Below are 17,808 nucleotides of genomic sequence, written 5' to 3' on the forward strand. Positions count from 1 at the left end.
AGCCTAGAAAGCTAGCCCGGCACCGACCAGCAACTCCTCCAGGGCCAGCAGGTCGGGCACCCGGGCCACCTGCTCGACAACCTGTACCGCGGCCATCTCCAGGGGCGCCAGGGGCACATCGACATAGCTCAGCTGGCTGTCGAGCTTGCAGGAGCGCGGAATGCCTTGCACCAGCAAGGCGATGAACTTCAGCTCCGGGCGCCCGCCCAGGGCGTTGAGCACGACGATCCGCGCCCGCTCGCCGATCACCGTGGGGTTGCCACAGGCTGATTCGAAGCTGACCAGCGCAATCTGCCGGTCGCGCCATTGCACCCGCCCCAGGTACCAGGGCGGCGAGTCGAGGTCGAAGCGCCCCTGCTGGTAGTCGATCAGCTCGGCCACCGCGACATTGGGCAGGATCAGGGTGCGATCGGCCAGGGGCAGCAGCAGTCCGGTCAGGCTGCTGGCGCGGTGGTCAAGCATGGTTCTTGCTCCACAGGGCGATGCTTTCCAGCAGCACCGACTCTTGATAAGGCTTGCCGAGGTAGTCGTTGACGCCGATGGCCATGGCTCGGTCGCGGTGCTTCTGGCCGGTACGCGAGGTGATCATGATGATCGGCAGGCTGTGCAGGCGCGGATCGTTGCGCACCTGGATCGCCACCTCGAAACCGTCCATGCGCGGCATCTCGATATCCAGCAGCATCAGGTCCGGGGTGTGCTCGGCCAGCAAGGCCATGGCATCGACTCCATCCTTGGCGGTGAGCACGTTCATGCCATGGCGCTCCAGCAAACGGCTGGTGACTTTGCGCACGGTGACCGAGTCGTCCACCACCAGCACCAGCATCGGCCGTACCGGCTGCACCTCGACGGAGGCTTCTTCCCCGGCAGCCCGGGGCAGCGGTGCCAAGGCCTGCAGGGCACGAATATGCGCCAGCAGGTCGAGGATCAACACCACCCGGCCATCGCCGAGGATCGTCGCCCCCGACAACCCCTGGACCGCGGCGAACTGCGGCCCCAGGCTCTTGACCACGATTTCCCGGGTGCCGAAGGTGGCGTCCACCTGCACCGCGATCCGCTGTTCGTTGCAGTGCACCAGCAGCACCGGCAGCGCGACGACCTGGCCCAGCAACTTGGGTCGCGGCACGGTGTGCAGCAGCTCCCCGAGGTAGCACAGGTCATAGCACTGGCCGGCGTATTCGTAGCGTGGCGGGTCGAGTTGATAGTAGGCGTCCAGCTCTCCCGGCAGCACCCGGACAATGCCCTCCACGGTATTGAGCGGGATTGCATATTGTTCGTCGGCGCACTGCACCATCAGCGCCCGGTTGACCGAAACGGTGAAGGGCAGGCGGATGCGAAAGTGCACGCCCAGCCCGGCTACCGAATCGATGCTCATGCTCCCGCCCAGCTGGCGTACCTCCTCATGCACCACATCCATGCCCACTCCGCGCCCGGAGATCTGGGTGATCTTTTCGGCAGTGGAGAAGCCCGGCTGCATGATGAACTGCAACACTTCGCGATCGCTGAGCTGCGCCTGCGGGTCCAGCAGGCCGCGCTTGATGGCCTTCTTGCGCACCGCCTCCAAGGGCACCCCGGCACCGTCATCGCGCATGTCGAAGATGATGTCACCGCCCTCGCGGGACAGGTCCAGGGTAATTCGCCCCTGCTCCGGCTTGCCCGCGGCTCGACGGGCCTCGGCAGACTCCAGGCCATGGTCGACGGCATTGCGCAACATGTGCTCCAGGGGCGCGACCATGCGCTCCAGGACGTTGCGGTCCATCTCACCTTCGGCGTTGCCAACCACGAACGCCACATCCTTGCCCAACTCTTCGGCCACCTGGCGAACAATGCGGCGCAACCTCGGCACCATGCGCTCGAAGGGCACCATGCGCGTGCGCATCAGGCCTTCCTGCAATTCGGTGTTGATCCGCCCCTGTTGCTGCAGCAGGTTCTCGGCGTCATGGTTGCGCCGATCGAGGGTGTCCTTCAGGTCCAGCAGGTCGGAGGCCGATTCGAACAGGGCCCGCGACAACTGCTGCAACTGCGAGTGGCGGTCCATTTCCAGGGGGTCGAACTCTTCGTAGCCCAGGCGTTCGGCCTCCACCTGCTGGCGGCTGAGAATCCGCCCCTGGGTCTCGGTGTCCAGGCGACGCAACTGGTCGCGAATACGCTCGATGGTGGTTTCCATCTCGCTCAAGGCGATCCGTGCATCGTTGACCTGCTGCTCGATACGGCCTCGGAAGATCGAGGTTTCCCCGGCCAGGTTCACCAGGTCGTCCAGCAGCTCCGCCGAAACCTTGACCATGTCCGCCCCGACCGCGACTTCCGCTTGCGGTGCAGGCTCGGGCTTGCCGGAAAGCAATGGTAGATCCGCCACCGGGGCGCCCGAGACTCGGGGATGGCTCAGGTCGTGGATGGCATCGATGAGCTTCTGCGCCGGTTCGATGGCTTGCCCGGCCCGGGCGGCATCGAGCATCTGGGCCAGGCGGTCGTGGCTTTTCTGCAACAGGGTGAACAGCGCCGGGCTGGGCTGCAGCAGGCCGGCAGACAGGCCCTCGAAGAGAAACTCCAGCTCATGGGCCAGATCGCCGATGGCGGCGATTTCCACCATCCGCGCCCCGCCCTTGAGGGTGTGCAGGTCGCGTAGCAGGGTCTCCACTTCCTGGCGGGCCTGGGGATCGGCCTGCCAGCGACTCAGGGCGGCAGCGGAGCTGTCGATGATGTCGAAACCTTCCTCCAGGAAAATCTCCAGCAGTTCCGGGTCCTGGGTCGCAGGATCGTCAGGCTCGGCGCCGGGGACAACGTCCACAGGGCTGGAGGTCTGTTGCCGGTAGGCCCGTACCGCCTCGACCTGGGCCCGGGAGTCATCCAGTGGGCGCTGCCCCTGGATTTGCTGGAGCAGCAGCGCCAGTTGCTCATGACTGCTACGCAACAGCAGTCCCAGGTGCTGCCCGTAGCTATAGCGCCGGTCCACCAGGCCCTCATACAGCGACTCCAGCTCCTGGGCCAGTTCCGCCACCGGCGCGACCTCGGCCATCCGCGCTCCGCCCTTGAGGGTGTGCATGTCCCGCTGCAGGGATGACAGCGGAGCAGCGTTCTCGGGGTCCGATAACCAGCGTTGCAGGGCCTGGCCGGCGCTGTCGAGGATATCCACCGCTTCCTCGAGGAAGATCTCCACCAGCTCATCGTCTGCCTGCGGTGGCAGCTGTCGCTCAAGGCTCGCCGTCGCCGCGCTCAACTCGCTGATGCTCAAGGTCCGGCTGCCATCGCTCCTGATCAGGCCGGCGACGGATGGATCGAGGCCTTCGTCCAGCAGCTCGCGCAAGGCCTGGATTCGCTCCGGCCGCGGGCTGACTTCCTGGCCCGCGGCGAGTTCGTCGAGCATGTTGATCAAGGCGTCGTGGGCCGCCTGGGCTTCATGGAAGAACCGCTCGCTGACCGCCAGGCTGCTTTCCTCCACTGCGCCATACAAGTCGAGCAGGGCCTCGCACAGCGCGTCCATCGGATGCAGGTCCGCCAAATGCGCACCTTCGCCCAGGGTGGTCAGCTCATCCAGCAGGTCGCTGAGTTCCTGGCGCTCGCCGGGATGCTGCTGCCAACGCAACAGCAGGCTCTCGGCATCCAGGAGGATGTCCATGCCCTGGGCCAGGAAGTTGTTGATCAGTTGCGGATCACGCTTGGCCCGAGGCGCACTGTCCGGGGCATCGAGCAAGGCCTCCAGGCGCTCGCCCAGTAGGGCCAGGGCTCGCCCGGCCAACGCGCGCGCGCCGTCGATCGGCGCCAGGGGCGTGCTGTCCAGCTGCCGCAAGCCCTTGCGCAGCAGGCCTTCGGCTTCCAGCAGCAGTTCGACTTCGTCCAGGTCCAGGGGAATCAAGTGTGCCCGGTACTCCCGCGCCAGCTGATCGAGAGGCCCGGCCAACTCCGCGATGGGCAGCACTCCTGCCATCGAGGCGCTGCCCTTGAGCGTATGCAAGGCCCGTTGCAAGGCATCGCTGGCTTGCAATGGCACATGCTCGGCCGCCTGGTCGAGAAAGTGGTTGATGCTGTCCAGGTGGGTCTGGGCTTCGGTCCGGAAGATCTCCAGCAACTGCGGGTCCAGGGCCTCGCTACGCGGTGTGGCGACGGCCGCTACCGTGACGCCATTGGCCAGGGCGTGGGCCCGCGCGGCCAGGCGATCGACATCGTCGCGCTGGCGTTGGGCCTGGGCGGCGTACTCAGCAATCAGCTCCGGCAGCAGTTGCAGGGTATCGCCCAGCAGTTGGCGCACTTCGACACTGGGCGCCACACTGCGCTCCAGCACCCGGTTGAGCAGGTTTTCCACGGCCCAGGCCAGCTCCCCCAGCACCAGGGCACGCACCATGCGGCCGCTGCCCTTGAGCGTGTGAAACGCACGACGCAACTCACTCAGCGCAGATTTGCCCTCGGGGTCCGCGGCCCAACGCGGCAGATATTCGCGAAGCATCTGCAGCACTTCCTCGGTTTCTTCGAGAAAGACCTCGCGCAACTCGTCGTCCACCGGCTCCTCGCCCTCCGGGGGCGGCAGCAGGCTGCCAGGAGTGATCAACGCGGGCGGGTTGAGAACCGAGACCGGCGTGGCCAGGGCCTCGGCCAGGGCCCCCGTTGCCTGGGGCGCATCCGCTCCAGGCTGGGCCTGGGCATTTTCCGGGAGGGGGTGACGTTCCAGCGGCGGTATTGGCTCCACCACCGCATAACCCAGCGCAGCCAGCCCCTGCTGGGCAACGTCGAGAATCTTTTCCCCGGGCGCCTGTGGGTCTTCGCTCAGGCGTTCCAGGTAGTACTCCAGGCTGGTGATCACATCCGCCAGATGATCCAGCTGCTGCCAGCCCGGCCGGGAAGACGCCAGCAGCAATCGCTCGCCGATGTACCGATTGCAGGCCTCCAGCAGGTTCGCCGCCCGGGCCAGCGGGATCATCGCCAGGGCGCCACGCACCTGGGTCAGCAACTCCGGCAACGCCAGCAGCGGTTCATGTTCCCAGTCGGCCTCGATGGATTCGGCGATCAGGTCCTTGGCCTGCTGCAGGCAGATCCGCGCCTCCTTGATCACCAATTGGTGGATCTGGGTCAGGTCGGTGGTGGGCAGGCGGCTTTCCTCGCGATTCTCCGGCTCCACGGTACCGGCCATGCCGGCCAGGGTCGCCTCGACGTACAGCAAGGCGCCGGCCACATCCATCAATACCGCATCATCCGGTGCGCGCTGGCCCTGGGCCAGGCTCTGGACCACGGCCAACTGATCGATGATCACCTTGCGCGGCTGGCCGAAGCCCAGTACCGCCAGGGTGTCGGCGATCTGCCGCAGGGGCGCCAGCAGGCCATCCAGGTCGCTGGCGTGCTGGCGGTCACTGCGCACGAACAGGTCCAGGCGTTCCTTGACCCGCACCAACCCATCGCACACCGCCGTCAGCACCGAACGCAAGGCATCGCGGTCGGGGCCGGCCAGGCGCGCGCGCTCTTCATCGACCACTGCACTGTCGGGCAATGCGTCATCCAGTCCGTAACGTTCTTTCATGGTCAGCATCAGTGGGGTGGGATGGCGCGCCTTGGCGATATAGAACAGCAGGCTCTTGAGCAACTCGGCTGGAGCCGCCTGGTTGATCCCCCGCATGCCCTGTTCCTGCAGGCGCTTGAGTTCCTTGTCGGCGTCCTTGAGCAGGCTGCGTACCGCCGGGCTGTTGGCAATCGCGTCCTGGCGCATGCCTTCCACCAAGGCAGAAGCGACATGCCACAAGGGCGCCAGCGGTGCATCCTGGCACAAGGCTTCCAGGCGCTCGAAGACCTTGGCCATATGGCCGAGGCTGGCTTCATCGTCCTGCTCGCGCAGCAGATCCACCAAGGCGGTCTGCAACATGTGCCGCAGCTTGCGCAATTGAGTCGGGAATTCCAGCGGCTCGAGGGCGGCCAGGGCCTTGTCGGCAAGAGGCGGCAAGCTGGGGAGCTGGGGGCTGAACAGGCTGGTTTCCGAAAGCAGGCTTTCACCGCGGGCGCTGCGCAGGTCGTTGAGCAGTGGCAGCACCACCAGCGGCAGGTCGCGGCGCGCGCTCTGCACCCGGTCCAGGTATTGCGGCAGTTGGCCGATGGCCTGGCGTAGCAGGCGCAGGGCCTCGTCGCGATGGGCTACGCGATCCTGCTGCAGGGCCATGGCGAGTTGTTCCATCTCTTCGGCCAGCAAGGCCGCGCCGTAGAACTCCACCATCTGCAAGCTGCCATGGACCTGATGAATGCCTTCCAGGCAGTGGTCCAGCGCCTCCAGGGCCTGGGGCTCATCCGCCAGGTGCTCCAGCGCCTGATAGGCCTGGCGCAAGGTTTCGGCAATTTCGCCCTTGACCCATTCCAGGGCCACATAGTCATGCCGATCAACCATAACCACTCCAGTCAAAGCCTTGTTTCAGTCAGCGGTTGTCATTGGTGGCAGGCGCCCGGGTCGCCGGCAAGGTGAACCCGGACACCGAGCGTCGCAGCTGGCTGGCCATCTTCGCCAGGTTGCCGATGCTCTCGGCGGTGGCCGTGGAGCCGGAGGAAGTCTGCGAGGTGATCTGCTGGATCACGTTCATGGTCAGGGAAATCTGCCCGGCCGAGGACGTCTGCTGCTGGGCGGCGTTGGAAATACTCTGGATCAGCGCCGCCAGGGTCTTGGATACCCCTTCGATCTCTTCCAGGGCGACCCCGGCATCCTGCGCCAGGCGTGCCCCACGCACCACCTCGGTGGTGGTCTGCTCCATGGAGATCACCGCTTCGTTGGTGTCGGTCTGGATCGCCCGCACCAGGGTCTCGATCTGCCGGGTAGCGGCCGAGGAGCGTTCCGCCAGCCGTTGTACTTCATCGGCGACCACGGCAAAACCGCGACCGGCGTCGCCCGCCATGGAGGCCTGGATGGCCGCGTTCAAGGCCAGGATGTTGGTCTGGTCGGCAATGTCGTCGATCAGGCTGACGATGTCGCCGATTTCCTGGGAGGACTCGCCCAGGCGCTTGATTCGCTTGGCGGTGTCCTGGATTTGCTCGCGGATGTTGTCCATGCCATGGATGGTGTTGTGCACCACCTCGTTGCCCTTGTTGGCGATCTCCACCGAACGCTCGGCCACCGCCGAGGATTCCGCGGCGTTGGCCGATACCTGGTCAATGGACTGGGCCATGTCGTTGATCGCCGTGGAGGCTTCGGAAATCTGCTGCGCCTGGTGCTCCGAGGCCTCGGCCAGCTGCATGGCGGTGGTCTGGGTTTCCTGTACCGCGCCCGCCACCTGGCCGGCGGTGAGGTTGATGGTGGCCACCAGATCGCGCAGCTGGTCGACCGAGTAGTTGATGGAGTCGGCGATGGTCCCGGTGAAGTCCTCGGTCACCGAGGCGGTCACTGTCAGGTCACCGTCCGCCAGGTCTTCGATCTCGTCCAGCAGGCGCATGATCGCGTTCTGGTTGCGCTCGTTCTTCTCCGCCGTCTCGCGCAGCTGGCGATTGGTCTCGCGCACCATCACCAGGCCGATGAGGATGATCGAGGCCAGGGCCAGCAGGCCCAGGACATAACCGCCGATGGTGTCCAGGTGACGGCTGCCGGCCAGGTTTTCGAAACCGATGGCCAGCAACGAGGCTTCGTCCAGCAGGGTCTGGGACAGGCTGAAGATGTTGCTCGCCGATTCGCGCACCTGGAACAGTTCGGGGGATGTCTCGAGGATCTCATCCACCGAGCCTGAGACGAACTCGAACAGTTCGGAAATCTCCGCCAGGCGCGCACGGGCATCGGGGTCCTCGACCTGGCTGATCTTCAACCCCGGATTGCCCTGCAGCATGCCGTTGAGCACCTGGCCGAAGCGCGCGGCGTCACGGCCAAAGGCGTCGGCCGCCTGCACGGCATTTTCATCGCCAGCCAGCACGGTATTGACCGCGCCGAGGATCCGCTCGGCCAGCAACGACTGGCGCTGGGCCATGGCCACCTGGCTGGCGGGGGCGCCGCGCTGCAGCAGGATCTCCACGACCTTTTCGTATTCCACCTGCAATTGCGGCACGGTCTCGGCCAGGGTCGCGGCCACCTGGTGCAACGACAGCACCGTCTGCTCGCTGGCGAGGATCGCGTCGGCATTCTTCAGCAGTTTTTCCCAGTCCAGCTGCACTGCACGCATTTCCTGGCGCAGCGTTACCGGGGCTCCAGGCAGGCCGGTGGCCGGGTCGCCCTTCTTCAGGTAGCCCCAGCGCTGGGCGAAATCATTGCGCGAATCGGCCAGCAACTTGAACGCCGCAGCCTTGCCCGCCGCCGCCTCGGTGGCGTTCTTGGCAATGCGCTGGGACAGCACCCGCAGTTCGCCGGCATGGCCGATGTACTGCTTGTCGTAGGTAGCCTGGGTGTTGAGGTAGGCGAAGTTGGCGAACAGCAGCATGATGAACACGATCAGTGCAATGAACAGCACGATGATCTGCGAGCGGCTGCGAGAGCCCTCCAGGGGCTTGCCGGGTTTGGCTTTGGTCATCGATCAGGCCTGTGGCGCGCGGGCAATCCCGCATTCAGCCGTCCGGGGCGCCGGGGCGGCATGGGTTTATCCAGGAAAAAGCAGCCTTGCCAGGTGCAACCAGCGGCCAGCACCGGGCGCTGGGCGCCGTTCACGCCGCCACCTCCAGAAACCCCGGCGAGCGTGCCAGGGCGAAGGGGCTGAAGACCTGCCAGATCCGTTCGCCGCGAAACTGCCCCTGCAGGTAGGGGTTGATCGCGGCATCGGCAAAGTCGGTAGGACCCGGCTCCAGGGTGTCCTGGGAAAAGTGCTGCAGACCCGCCACTTCATCCACCAGCAAGCCGGCGAACAGTTCCTTGTACTCCAGCACCAGCACGCGGCGCTGCTTGCGCAGGGGCGACAGTTCATGCCCGAAGAACGCACACAGGTCCATGATCGGCAGTAACCGCCCTCGCAGGTTGGCCACGCCCTTGACCCAGGGCTTGACCCCCGGCAGCAGGGTATAGCGCGGTTCGTGCAGGACTTCGCTGATCTCGCCCATGGCCGCGACGTACCAATACGCTCCCAGGCGAAAACCGATGCCGCTCCAGCTGTGCTGGCGGGTTTCCTGGGACGGCAGGTCGGCAGCCAGCAGGCGGCAGCGCTGGTCGATCTCCAGCAGCAGTTCGAAGGCGGTCCTGGATTCGCTCATGGCCGGGCGGTCAGCCGGCCAGGACGTTGTTCAGCGTCTTGATCAGGGTCTCTTCGTCCACCGGCTTGGTCAAGTAGTCCCTGGCGCCTTGGCGAGTTCCCCAGACCTTGTCGGTTTCCTGGTCCTTGGTGGTGATGATGATCACCGGGATATGGCTGGTCTCGGCGTCCTTGGTCAGCTGGCGGGTGGCCTGGAAGCCATTGAGGCCGGGCATGACGATGTCCATCAGCACCGCATCGGGCTTCTCTTCCCGGGCCAGGGCCACGCCATCGGCACCGTTCTCGGCCTTGAGCACTTCATGGCCGTGCTTTTCCAGCATGCCGGTAAGTTTGTACATTTCGGTCGGCGAGTCGTCGACGATCAGGATACGAGCCATGGTCTTCCCCATACGATATGGATGCCCGGTCCATTGGCCGGGCACCGCTGTACTTGTCTACTGTGGCGCCTGCGCGACGAAATCCGGGACATGGGCCCTGATCGCGCTCAGCAGTTCTTCCTTGCTGAAGGGTTTGGTCAGAAACTGGTCGGAACCGACGATACGCCCCTTGGCCTTGTCGAACAGCCCGTCCTTGGAGGACAGCATGATCACTGGAGTGGACTTGAACGCGCTGTTGTTCTTGACCAGCGCACAGGTCTGATAGCCGTCGAGCCGCGGCATCATGATGTCGACGAAGATGATGCCGGGGTGATGGTCGACGATCTTTGCCAGGGCCTCGAACCCATCGACTGCGGTAATGACTTCGCAACCGACGTTCTTCAACAGCATTTCGGCCGTCCGACGAATCGTCTTCGAATCGTCGATCACCATGACCTTCAAGGCGTTGGATTGCTGTTCCATATCTGCTCTACCGTCGCCCCAGCGAATCGATTTAATCCGGTACTGCGGGCCAACGCTCCAAACCCTTGAACTTCAAGGCCCCGGCCCGGCATGCGAGCCTTTTTAGCACACTCTCCCCCCTGCAATCTATGGACCATGCAGGGCAGTGGTTTTTCCTTGACCCAGGTCTCTGTCAGCGCCACTCTGACGCCACTTTTTTGCCTGCGCCCACTAATTTTCTTGAAGGAATCCACCCCATGAGCGTTCGCGTCGGGATTGTCATGGACCCTATCGCCAGCATCTCCTATAAAAAGGACAGCTCGCTGGCCATGCTGCTGGCCGCCCAGGAACGCGGCTGGACCCTCTTCTATATGGAGCAGCGCGATCTCTACCAGAGCGCCGGCGTGGCCCGGGCCCGCATGCGCCCGTTGCAGGTCTTCGCCGATCCGCAGAAATGGTTCGAGCTGGAAGACGAAGTCGATAGCCCGCTGAGCGACCTGGACGTGATCCTGATGCGCAAGGACCCGCCCTTCGACATGGAGTTCGTCTACTCCACCTACCTGCTGGAACAGGCCGAAAGTGCCGGCGTGCTGGTGGTCAACAAGCCCCAGAGCCTGCGCGACTGCAATGAAAAGCTGTTCGCCACGCTGTTCCCGCAGTGCACCCCACCCACGGTGGTCAGCCGCCGCGCCGACGTGCTGCGCGAGTTCGCCGCCCAGCATGGCGACGTGATCCTCAAGCCCCTGGACGGCATGGGTGGCACCTCGATCTTCCGCCATCGCGCGGGCGACCCGAACCTGTCGGTGATCCTGGAGACCCTGACCGTGCTGGGCAGCCAGCAGATCATGGCCCAGGCCTACCTGCCGGCGATCAAGGACGGCGACAAGCGCATCCTGATGATCGATGGCGAACCGGTGCCCTACTGCCTGGCACGCATTCCCGCCGCCGGCGAGACCCGCGGCAACCTGGCCGCCGGTGGTCGTGGCGAGGCCCGCCCGCTGAGCGACAAGGACCGCTGGATCGCCGCCCAGGTCGGCCCTACCCTGCGCGCCAAGGGCCTGCTGTTCGTCGGCCTCGACGTGATCGGCGAGCACCTGACGGAAATCAACGTCACCAGCCCGACCTGCATCCGCGAAATCGACAACGCCTTCGGCACTCATATCGGCGCCATGCTGATGGATGCCATCGAAAGCAAGCTGCAAGCCGCAAGGAACAAGCCGCAAGCTTGACCTGCATCACATACAGCTTGTCGCTTGAAGCTTGAGGCTTACAGCTTGAAACCAACATTGCGTTATCATGCGCCGCCTGTGAAACCGTGATGTTGGTTGTGCAATGCCTGCTGTGATGTCGAAACGCCAATGAGCCTTCCGTCCGACCTGCCACCCGAACTGGCCCACGGTGGCGTACGCGCGGCCGATCGCCTGGGATTTACGCTGTTCCTCGCCGCGCTCCTGCACTTGGCGCTGATCCTCGGCCTGGGCTTCTCCTTTGCCGAGCCCAAGCAGATCAGCAAGACCCTGGAAATCACCCTGGCGACCTTCAAGAGCGAGACTCAGCCGAAGAAGGCCGATTTCCTGGCCCAGGACAACCAGCAAGGCAGTGGCACCCTGGACAAAAAAGCCATTCCCAAGACCACTGAAGTCGCGCCATTCCAGGACAACTCGGTCAAAAAGGTCGTGCCACCGCCCTCGGTCAAGCCCGAACCCCGGGAGGTCGCGCCCAAGGCAGCCGTCGCCACCACCGCGCCCAAGCCGAAAAAGACCGTGACCCAGCGCGAAGAGGTCAAGAAAGAGCCTACTCCCAAGGCCGCCACCCCGACCTTCGACAGCTCGCAGCTCTCCAGCGAGATCTCCAGCCTGGAGGCCGAGCTGGCCAACGAGCAGCAGCTGTACGCCAAACGCCCACGCATCCATCGCCTGAGCGCTGCCTCGACGATGCGTGACAAGGGCGCCTGGTACAAGGACGAATGGCGCAAGAAAGTCGAGCGCATCGGCAACCTCAACTACCCCGAGGAAGCCCGGCGCAAGCAGATCTACGGCAACTTGCGGCTGATGGTCTCGATCAACCGCGATGGCTCGCTGTACGAGGTGCTGGTACTGGAGTCCTCCGGCCAGCCGCTGCTGGACCAGGCCGCCCAGCGCATCGTGCGCCTGGCCGCGCCGTTCGCCCCCTTTACCGGCGACTTGTCGGACATCGATCGCCTGGAAATCATCCGCACCTGGCGCTTTGCCCGCGGCGACAAACTGTCCAGCAACTGATCGCACGGCCTGTTCGCTTGCCGCGCCGCAGGCGCATGTCCAGCGCCCCGACCGGTCCATAGGCGACCTCGCCAGCCCGCTAGCGACAACCTGGCGCGATGACGTCCCGAAGGCAACATCGCCAGCTTGTCAGCAGGGCTCGCCACCGCCACACTAGCGTTCATGAAAAATGTCAGCCCCAGCTACCTCAAGCATCACTTCCTGATCGCCATGCCCCATATGGTCGATCCGAACTTTGCGCAGACGGTGACCTACATCGTCGAGCACAACGCCAATGGCGCCATGGGCCTGGTGATCAACCGGCCCCAGGACCTGAACCTCGCCGATATCCTCGAACAACTGCGCCCCGACGAAGAAGCGCCGCTGCTGTGCCAGCATGTGCCGGTCTTCAGCGGCGGCCCGGTACAGACCGATCGCGGTTTCGTCCTGCACCCCAACGGCCTCACCTACCAGGCCACGGTCGAGCTCGAAGGCGTATCGTTGTCCACCTCCCAGGATGTGCTGTTCGCCATCGCCGACGGCACAGGGCCAGGCAAGAGCCTGATCGCCCTGGGCTATGCCGGCTGGGAAGCCGGGCAGTTGGAAGCAGAACTGGCCGACAACGCCTGGCTGACCTGCCCCTTCGACGCGGACATCCTGTTCAATACCAGCAGCGAACTACGCCTTGAGGCAGCCGCTCGCCACCTGGGAGTCAACCTGAGCCTGCTCACCAGCCAGGCGGGCCACGCCTGATGGCTCTGAAGCTGATTCTTGGTTTCGACTACGGCACCCGGCAGATCGGCGTTGCCGTGGGCCAGGCCATCACCGGCCAGGCTCGCGAGCTGTGTACCTTGAGGGCGCAGAACGGTGTTCCGGACTGGAACCAGGTCGAAGCCCTGTTCAAGGAGTGGCAACCCGATGCGGTGGTGGTGGGCCTGCCCCTGAACATGGACGGCACGCCCAGCGAGATGTGCCAGCGCGCCGAGAAGTTCGCCCGGCGCCTGAACGGGCGCTTCAACGTGCCCTTCTATACCCACGATGAGCGCCTGACCACCTTCGAGGCCAAGGGCGAACGCCTGGCCCGGGGCGGCCAGAAGGGCAGCTATCGCGACAATCCGGTGGATGCCATTGCCGCCGCCCTGCTGCTGCAGGGCTGGCTCGACGAGAACACCAGCCTGCTGAATACCTAGTAACCCCGAATCCTGAGGATGCGCGGCCTGCGGCTGCGCACCTCCTGGCCCGACACCAGCCACAAGAACCTGCCAACGATCAAGCGAGCGATGCTCGGGCGAGTCAGGAATGGCGCAGAAAGCGGAGTTTAGGCACCTAAATGAGCATTTCGAAGCCATTTGCAACGCCCCACGAGCCAAGCGCAGCAGATCCCGGGCAGGTTCCAAGTCACCGCGCCCCGCTACCGGACAACAAGGCGCGAGCCCACGAAGGAGCCACCATGAGCCTGCCCAATCCCGCCGCCCTGATCAGCCAGATGGCCATCGATCTCAAAGCCCACCTGGCCCAGCGCGCCATCAACGAGCCTCGCTTCATCGGTATCCGTACCGGCGGTGTCTGGGTGGCCCAGGCCCTGTTGGAATCCCTGGGCAGCGACGCCCCCCTGGGCACCCTGGACGTCTCCTTCTACCGCGATGACTTCAGCCAGAACGGCCTGCATCCTCAAGTCCGCCCGTCCGAGCTGCCGTTCGAGATCGAAGGCCAGCACCTGGTGCTGATCGACGACGTGCTGATGAGCGGCCGGACCATCCGCGCGGCCCTCAACGAGCTGTTCGACTATGGCCGCCCGGCCAGCGTGACCCTGGTCTGCCTGCTGGACCTGAACGCCGCCGAACTGCCGATCCGGCCGAATGTGGTGGGCGCGACCCTGTCGCTGGCGACCCACGAGCGGGTAAAATTGTCCGGTCCTGCGCCGCTTCAACTCGAGCTCCAAGACCTCGCCCTCTAAACCTGCCCTTTTAAAGAGTCCATTGCGATGACGCCTCTAGACGCCAAGCGCCCGCTGCAGCTCAACGATCAGGGCCAGCTGCGCCACTTCCTCTCCCTCGACGGCCTGAACCGCGAGCTGCTGACGGAAATCCTCGACACCGCCGACTCCTTCCTCGAAGTCGGCGCCCGGGCGGTGAAGAAAGTCCCGCTGCTACGCGGCAAGACCGTATGCAACGTGTTCTTCGAGAACTCCACCCGCACCCGCACTACCTTCGAACTGGCTGCCCAGCGGCTGTCGGCGGACGTGATCACCCTGAACGTCTCGACCTCTTCGGCGAGCAAGGGTGAAACCCTGCTGGACACCCTGCGCAACCTCGAAGCCATGGCCGCCGACATGTTCGTGGTGCGCCACGGCGATTCCGGCGCCGCGCACTTCATCGCCGAGCACGTTTGCCCACAGGTGGCGATCATCAACGGCGGCGACGGCCGCCATGCCCACCCGACCCAGGGCATGCTCGACATGCTGACCATCCGCCGGCACAAGGGCGGCTTCGAGAATCTCTCGGTGGCCATCGTCGGCGACATCCTGCACTCGCGGGTCGCGCGCTCCAACATGCTGGCGCTCAAGACCCTGGGTTGCCCGGATATCCGCGTGATCGCGCCCAAGACCTTGCTGCCCATCGGCATCGAGCAGTACGGGGTGAAGGTCTACACCGACATGGCCGAAGGCCTGAAGGACGTGGATGTGGTGATCATGCTGCGCCTGCAGCGCGAGCGCATGCAGGGCGGCCTGCTGCCCAGCGAAGGCGAGTTCTACCGCCTGTTCGGCCTGACCACCGCGCGCCTGGCCGGCGCCAAGCCTGACGCCATCGTCATGCACCCGGGCCCGATCAACCGTGGCGTGGAGATCGAATCGGCAGTGGCCGATGGTCCGCACTCGGTGATCCTCAATCAGGTGACCTACGGCATTGCAGTGCGCATGGCCGTACTGTCCATGGCCATGAGCGGGCAGACCGCCCAGCGACAATTCGAGCAGGAGAACGCCCAGTGAAGCTCAGCATTCTCGGCGCCCGCGTCATCGATCCAAGCAGCGGCCTGGATCAAGTTACCGATCTGCACCTTGAAGCCGGCAAGATCGCCGCCATCGGCGCTGCCCCGGAAGGTTTCAACGCCGTCACCGTGATCGACGGCAAGGGCCTGGTGGCCGCCCCCGGCCTGGTGGACCTGAACGTCGCCCTGCGCGAGCCGGGCTACAGCCGCAAGGGTACGATCGCCAGTGAAACCCGTGCCGCCGCCGCAGGTGGCGTCACCAGCCTGTGCTGCCCGCCACGCACCAAGCCGGTGCTGGACACCTCGGCCGTAGCCGAGTTGATCCTCGACCGTGCCCGGGAAGCCGGTAACAGCAAGGTGTTCCCGATCGGCGCCCTGAGCAAGGGCCTGGACGGCGAACAACTGGCCGAACTGATCGCCCTGCGCGACGCCGGTTGCGTGGCCTTCGGCAATGGCCTGGAGGGTTTTCGCAGCACCCGGACCCTATGCCGCGCCCTGGAATACGCCGCCACGTTCGACCTGACGGTGATCTTCCATTCCCAGGACCGCGACCTGGCCGAAGGCGGCCTGGCCCATGAAGGCGCCACCGCCAGCTTCCTCGGCCTGCCGGGGATTCCCGAAAGCGCCGAGACCGTGGCCCTGGCCCGTGATCTGCTGCTGGTGGAACAAAGCGGGGTGCGTGCGCACTTCAGCCAGCTGACCAGCGCCCGCGGCGTGGAACTGATCGCCCAGGCCCAGGCCCGGGGCTTGCCGGTCACCGCCGATGTCGCCCTGTATCAGCTGATCCTGACCGATGAGGCGCTGATCGACTTCTCCAGCCTGTATCACGTACAGCCGCCCCTGCGTTCGCACGCCGACCGTGAGGCCCTGCGCGCAGCGGTGAAGTCCGGCGTGGTACAAGCCATCGCCAGCCATCACCAGCCCCATGAGCGCGATGCCAAGCTGGCCCCGTTCGGCGCCACCGAGCCGGGGATCAGCAGCGTCGAACTGTTGCTGCCGCTGGCCCTGACCCTGGTACAGGACGGCCTGCTGGACCTGCCGACCCTGATGGCGCGCCTGAGCGCCGGCCCGGCCGAAGCCCTGCGCCTGCCAGCCGGCAAGCTGGTGGTGGGTGGCGCGGCGGACCTGGTGCTGTTCGACCCGGCCAGCTCAACCGTGGCTGGCGAGCGTTGGCTGTCCCGTGGCGAGAACTGCCCGTTCCTCGGCCATAGCCTGCCGGGCGCAGTACGCTACACCCTGGTGGATGGCCATATCAGCCACCAGGGCTGATTGACCCTGTAGCCGCTGCCACAGGCGGCGGCTACAAGGATCGTCATCACCCGTGCGCCGATGACGGGATCAAAGGCGCTTGGCGTTCTCCAGGGATACCTGGTCGTTCAGGGTCCAGAAGTCATACAGCACCCCAATGAAGAACAGGCCGCCGGTGAACAGGTAGAGCACCCCGCTCAACCATTTGCCCTGGTACATGCGGTGCACGCCGAACACCCCGAGGAAGGTCAGGAGTATCCAGGCCACGCTGTACTCCAGCGGGCCCGAGGTAAAGCGCTGGTCTGCTTCACGGTCCATGGACGGGATCAGGAACAGGTCGATCAGCCAGCCAATACCCAGCAAGCCGAACGTGAAGAACCAGATCGTCCCGGTCACAGGCTTGCCGTAATAGAAGCGGTGGGCCCCGGTAAAACCGAAGATCCATAGCAGGTAGCCGATCACCTTGCTGTGGGTGTCATGGGCAGGCATGCCCTGTTGATAGGTGTTCATTGGATACCTCTTGGCGGGTGATAGATAAAAATTCTCAAAAATTTTGTGACTTTTTTACAGGCGCTCGACATGCGACCGATGCTACCTTGTCGTCCGTCAAAGCCTTGTATTGCCTGACTTCTGACGGTTTTCTGCGTCAAGTTGCCGCCTCTTTGCCGAAGTTGACCCCAAGGTTGAATCGACAAACGGCCTCGGAAATGACCTGAAAGCTGTTATAAAGTTGCGCGCTAACCAATAAGAGCCTTGCCTAATGCGTCCATTTTTCAAGACATGGCTAACCATTTGCCTATTAATGCCACTGGCCGCCCACGCCACCAACCGTGAGCAACGACTTCCCAACATCAACGGCTATACCCCGAAATCCCATGTTTCGACGGTCTCGGCCAAGCACAAGACCACCAGCCGACATTCCACCCAACTGGCCAAGGTCGACAGCAAGCTGGTGCCCCAAATGGGTACCAAGCAGAGCAGCAACGTACTCAGCCGCGCCGTCAATGCCCTCGGCACGCCTTATCGCTGGGGCGGCAGCAGCCCAAGCAAGGGTTTTGACTGCAGCGGCCTGGTGAAGTATGCCTTCAATGACGTCGCCGCCGTGGACTTGCCACGCACTTCCAATGCCATGGCCAGCGGCCACGGGCAAAAGGTCGAGCGCAAGGACCTCAAGCCCGGCGACCTGCTGTTCTTCAACATCAAGAGCCGCAAGGTCAACCATGTCGCCATCTACCTGGGCAACGATCGTTTCATCCATGCCCCACGACGCGGCAAGGCGGTGACCATCGATACCCTGAAGAAGCCCTACTGGGACAATCACTACGTGGTCGCCAAGCGGGTCCTGCCCAAGGAACAGAAGGCCCTGCGGGTCGTCCAGCGCTGATTGCGCTTCGCCGCCAG

15 protein-coding genes are annotated in these 17,808 nt (G+C 64.5%); 8 read left to right on the top strand and 7 right to left on the bottom strand.

The window, feature by feature from the left end; all coding sequences use genetic code 11:
* Positions 1-3: 3 nt before the first annotated feature.
* The 6 genes from I9018_RS30305 to pilG form a co-directional block, all read right to left on the bottom strand.
* Positions 4-462 (bottom strand): chemotaxis protein CheW, encoded by a 459-nt coding sequence (locus I9018_RS30305; protein WP_068576682.1) that lies wholly within the window; start codon positions 460-462, stop codon positions 4-6.
* Complete coding sequence (locus I9018_RS30310; protein WP_241108224.1) at positions 455-6,355, bottom strand: Hpt domain-containing protein; 5,901 nt, start codon at positions 6,353-6,355, stop codon at positions 455-457. The genes I9018_RS30305 and I9018_RS30310 overlap by 8 nt, the downstream gene beginning before the upstream one ends.
* 28 nt (positions 6,356-6,383) lie before the next feature.
* The gene (locus I9018_RS30315; RefSeq protein ID WP_068576679.1) at positions 6,384-8,447 is read right to left on the bottom strand and encodes a methyl-accepting chemotaxis protein; all 2,064 of its coding nucleotides are present in this window, start codon (positions 8,445-8,447) and stop codon (positions 6,384-6,386) included.
* 130 nt (positions 8,448-8,577) lie between these two features.
* On the bottom strand, positions 8,578-9,117 hold the full coding sequence (locus I9018_RS30320) for a chemotaxis protein CheW (RefSeq protein ID WP_068576678.1): 540 nt from the start codon (positions 9,115-9,117) through the stop codon (positions 8,578-8,580).
* 10 nt (positions 9,118-9,127) lie between these two features.
* Positions 9,128-9,493, bottom strand: coding sequence for a twitching motility response regulator PilH (gene pilH, locus I9018_RS30325; protein ID WP_068576792.1), 366 nt, complete (start codon positions 9,491-9,493; stop codon positions 9,128-9,130).
* Between the two features lie 57 nt (positions 9,494-9,550).
* Positions 9,551-9,955 (bottom strand): twitching motility response regulator PilG, encoded by a 405-nt coding sequence (pilG, locus tag I9018_RS30330; RefSeq protein ID WP_068576676.1) that lies wholly within the window; start codon positions 9,953-9,955, stop codon positions 9,551-9,553.
* Between the two features lie 236 nt (positions 9,956-10,191).
* On the opposite strand from pilG, the gene gshB reads away from it, so the two are divergent.
* From gshB to I9018_RS30365, 7 genes are all read left to right on the top strand, one after another.
* Entirely contained in the window at positions 10,192-11,163 is a 972-nt protein-coding gene (gshB, locus tag I9018_RS30335; RefSeq protein WP_241108225.1) for a glutathione synthase, read from the top strand.
* Positions 11,164-11,292: 129 nt separating this feature from the next.
* A complete protein-coding gene (locus I9018_RS30340) occupies positions 11,293-12,192 on the top strand; it encodes an energy transducer TonB (protein WP_068576672.1) in 900 nt (299 codons plus the stop codon).
* A 162-nt stretch (positions 12,193-12,354) separates the two neighbouring features.
* Positions 12,355-12,924, top strand: coding sequence for a YqgE/AlgH family protein (locus I9018_RS30345; RefSeq protein ID WP_241108226.1), 570 nt, complete (start codon positions 12,355-12,357; stop codon positions 12,922-12,924).
* Positions 12,924-13,361 (top strand): Holliday junction resolvase RuvX, encoded by a 438-nt coding sequence (gene ruvX / locus I9018_RS30350; protein WP_068576668.1) that lies wholly within the window; start codon positions 12,924-12,926, stop codon positions 13,359-13,361. The genes I9018_RS30345 and ruvX overlap by 1 nt, the downstream gene beginning before the upstream one ends.
* Positions 13,362-13,621: 260 nt before the next feature.
* A complete protein-coding gene (gene pyrR, locus I9018_RS30355) occupies positions 13,622-14,128 on the top strand; it encodes a bifunctional pyr operon transcriptional regulator/uracil phosphoribosyltransferase PyrR (RefSeq protein WP_241108227.1) in 507 nt (168 codons plus the stop codon).
* Positions 14,129-14,155: 27 nt separating this feature from the next.
* Positions 14,156-15,160 (top strand): aspartate carbamoyltransferase catalytic subunit, encoded by a 1,005-nt coding sequence (locus I9018_RS30360; protein ID WP_022641617.1) that lies wholly within the window; start codon positions 14,156-14,158, stop codon positions 15,158-15,160.
* Positions 15,157-16,428 (top strand): dihydroorotase, encoded by a 1,272-nt coding sequence (locus I9018_RS30365; protein WP_241108228.1) that lies wholly within the window; start codon positions 15,157-15,159, stop codon positions 16,426-16,428. The genes I9018_RS30360 and I9018_RS30365 overlap by 4 nt, the downstream gene beginning before the upstream one ends.
* A gap of 69 nt (positions 16,429-16,497) precedes the next feature.
* Here the strand turns inward: I9018_RS30365 and I9018_RS30370 are convergent, their stop codons facing one another.
* Positions 16,498-16,917, bottom strand: coding sequence for a TM2 domain-containing protein (locus I9018_RS30370; RefSeq protein WP_068576663.1), 420 nt, complete (start codon positions 16,915-16,917; stop codon positions 16,498-16,500).
* Between the two features lie 250 nt (positions 16,918-17,167).
* Between I9018_RS30370 and I9018_RS30375 the strand changes: the two genes are divergently transcribed.
* A complete protein-coding gene (locus I9018_RS30375; RefSeq protein WP_068576661.1) occupies positions 17,168-17,791 on the top strand; it encodes a C40 family peptidase in 624 nt (207 codons plus the stop codon).
* Positions 17,792-17,808: the final 17 nt, after the last annotated feature.

Origin of the sequence: Pseudomonas sp. MPFS, from assembly GCF_022537035.1 — a bacterium.
Classification (GTDB): domain Bacteria; phylum Pseudomonadota; class Gammaproteobacteria; order Pseudomonadales; family Pseudomonadaceae; genus Aquipseudomonas; species Aquipseudomonas sessilinigenes.

Bases quoted from the DNA above. Each gene is read 5' to 3' on its own strand.
- I9018_RS30360 (WP_022641617.1), top strand. From the start codon at position 14,156: ATGACGCCTCTAGACGCCAAGCGCCCGCTGCAGCTCAACGATCAGGGC.
- pyrR (WP_241108227.1), top strand. From the start codon at position 13,622: ATGAGCCTGCCCAATCCCGCCGCCCTGATCAGCCAGATGGCCATCGAT.
- ruvX (WP_068576668.1), top strand. From the start codon at position 12,924: ATGGCTCTGAAGCTGATTCTTGGTTTCGACTACGGCACCCGGCAGATC.
- I9018_RS30345 (WP_241108226.1), top strand. From the start codon at position 12,355: ATGAAAAATGTCAGCCCCAGCTACCTCAAGCATCACTTCCTGATCGCC.
- I9018_RS30370 (WP_068576663.1), bottom strand. From the start codon at position 16,917: ATGAACACCTATCAACAGGGCATGCCTGCCCATGACACCCACAGCAAG.
- I9018_RS30375 (WP_068576661.1), top strand. From the start codon at position 17,168: ATGCGTCCATTTTTCAAGACATGGCTAACCATTTGCCTATTAATGCCA.
- I9018_RS30310 (WP_241108224.1), bottom strand. From the start codon at position 6,355: ATGGTTGATCGGCATGACTATGTGGCCCTGGAATGGGTCAAGGGCGAA.
- pilH (WP_068576792.1), bottom strand. From the start codon at position 9,493: ATGGCTCGTATCCTGATCGTCGACGACTCGCCGACCGAAATGTACAAA.
- I9018_RS30320 (WP_068576678.1), bottom strand. From the start codon at position 9,117: ATGAGCGAATCCAGGACCGCCTTCGAACTGCTGCTGGAGATCGACCAG.
- I9018_RS30305 (WP_068576682.1), bottom strand. From the start codon at position 462: ATGCTTGACCACCGCGCCAGCAGCCTGACCGGACTGCTGCTGCCCCTG.
- I9018_RS30340 (WP_068576672.1), top strand. From the start codon at position 11,293: ATGAGCCTTCCGTCCGACCTGCCACCCGAACTGGCCCACGGTGGCGTA.
- I9018_RS30315 (WP_068576679.1), bottom strand. From the start codon at position 8,447: ATGACCAAAGCCAAACCCGGCAAGCCCCTGGAGGGCTCTCGCAGCCGC.
- pilG (WP_068576676.1), bottom strand. From the start codon at position 9,955: ATGGAACAGCAATCCAACGCCTTGAAGGTCATGGTGATCGACGATTCG.
- gshB (WP_241108225.1), top strand. From the start codon at position 10,192: ATGAGCGTTCGCGTCGGGATTGTCATGGACCCTATCGCCAGCATCTCC.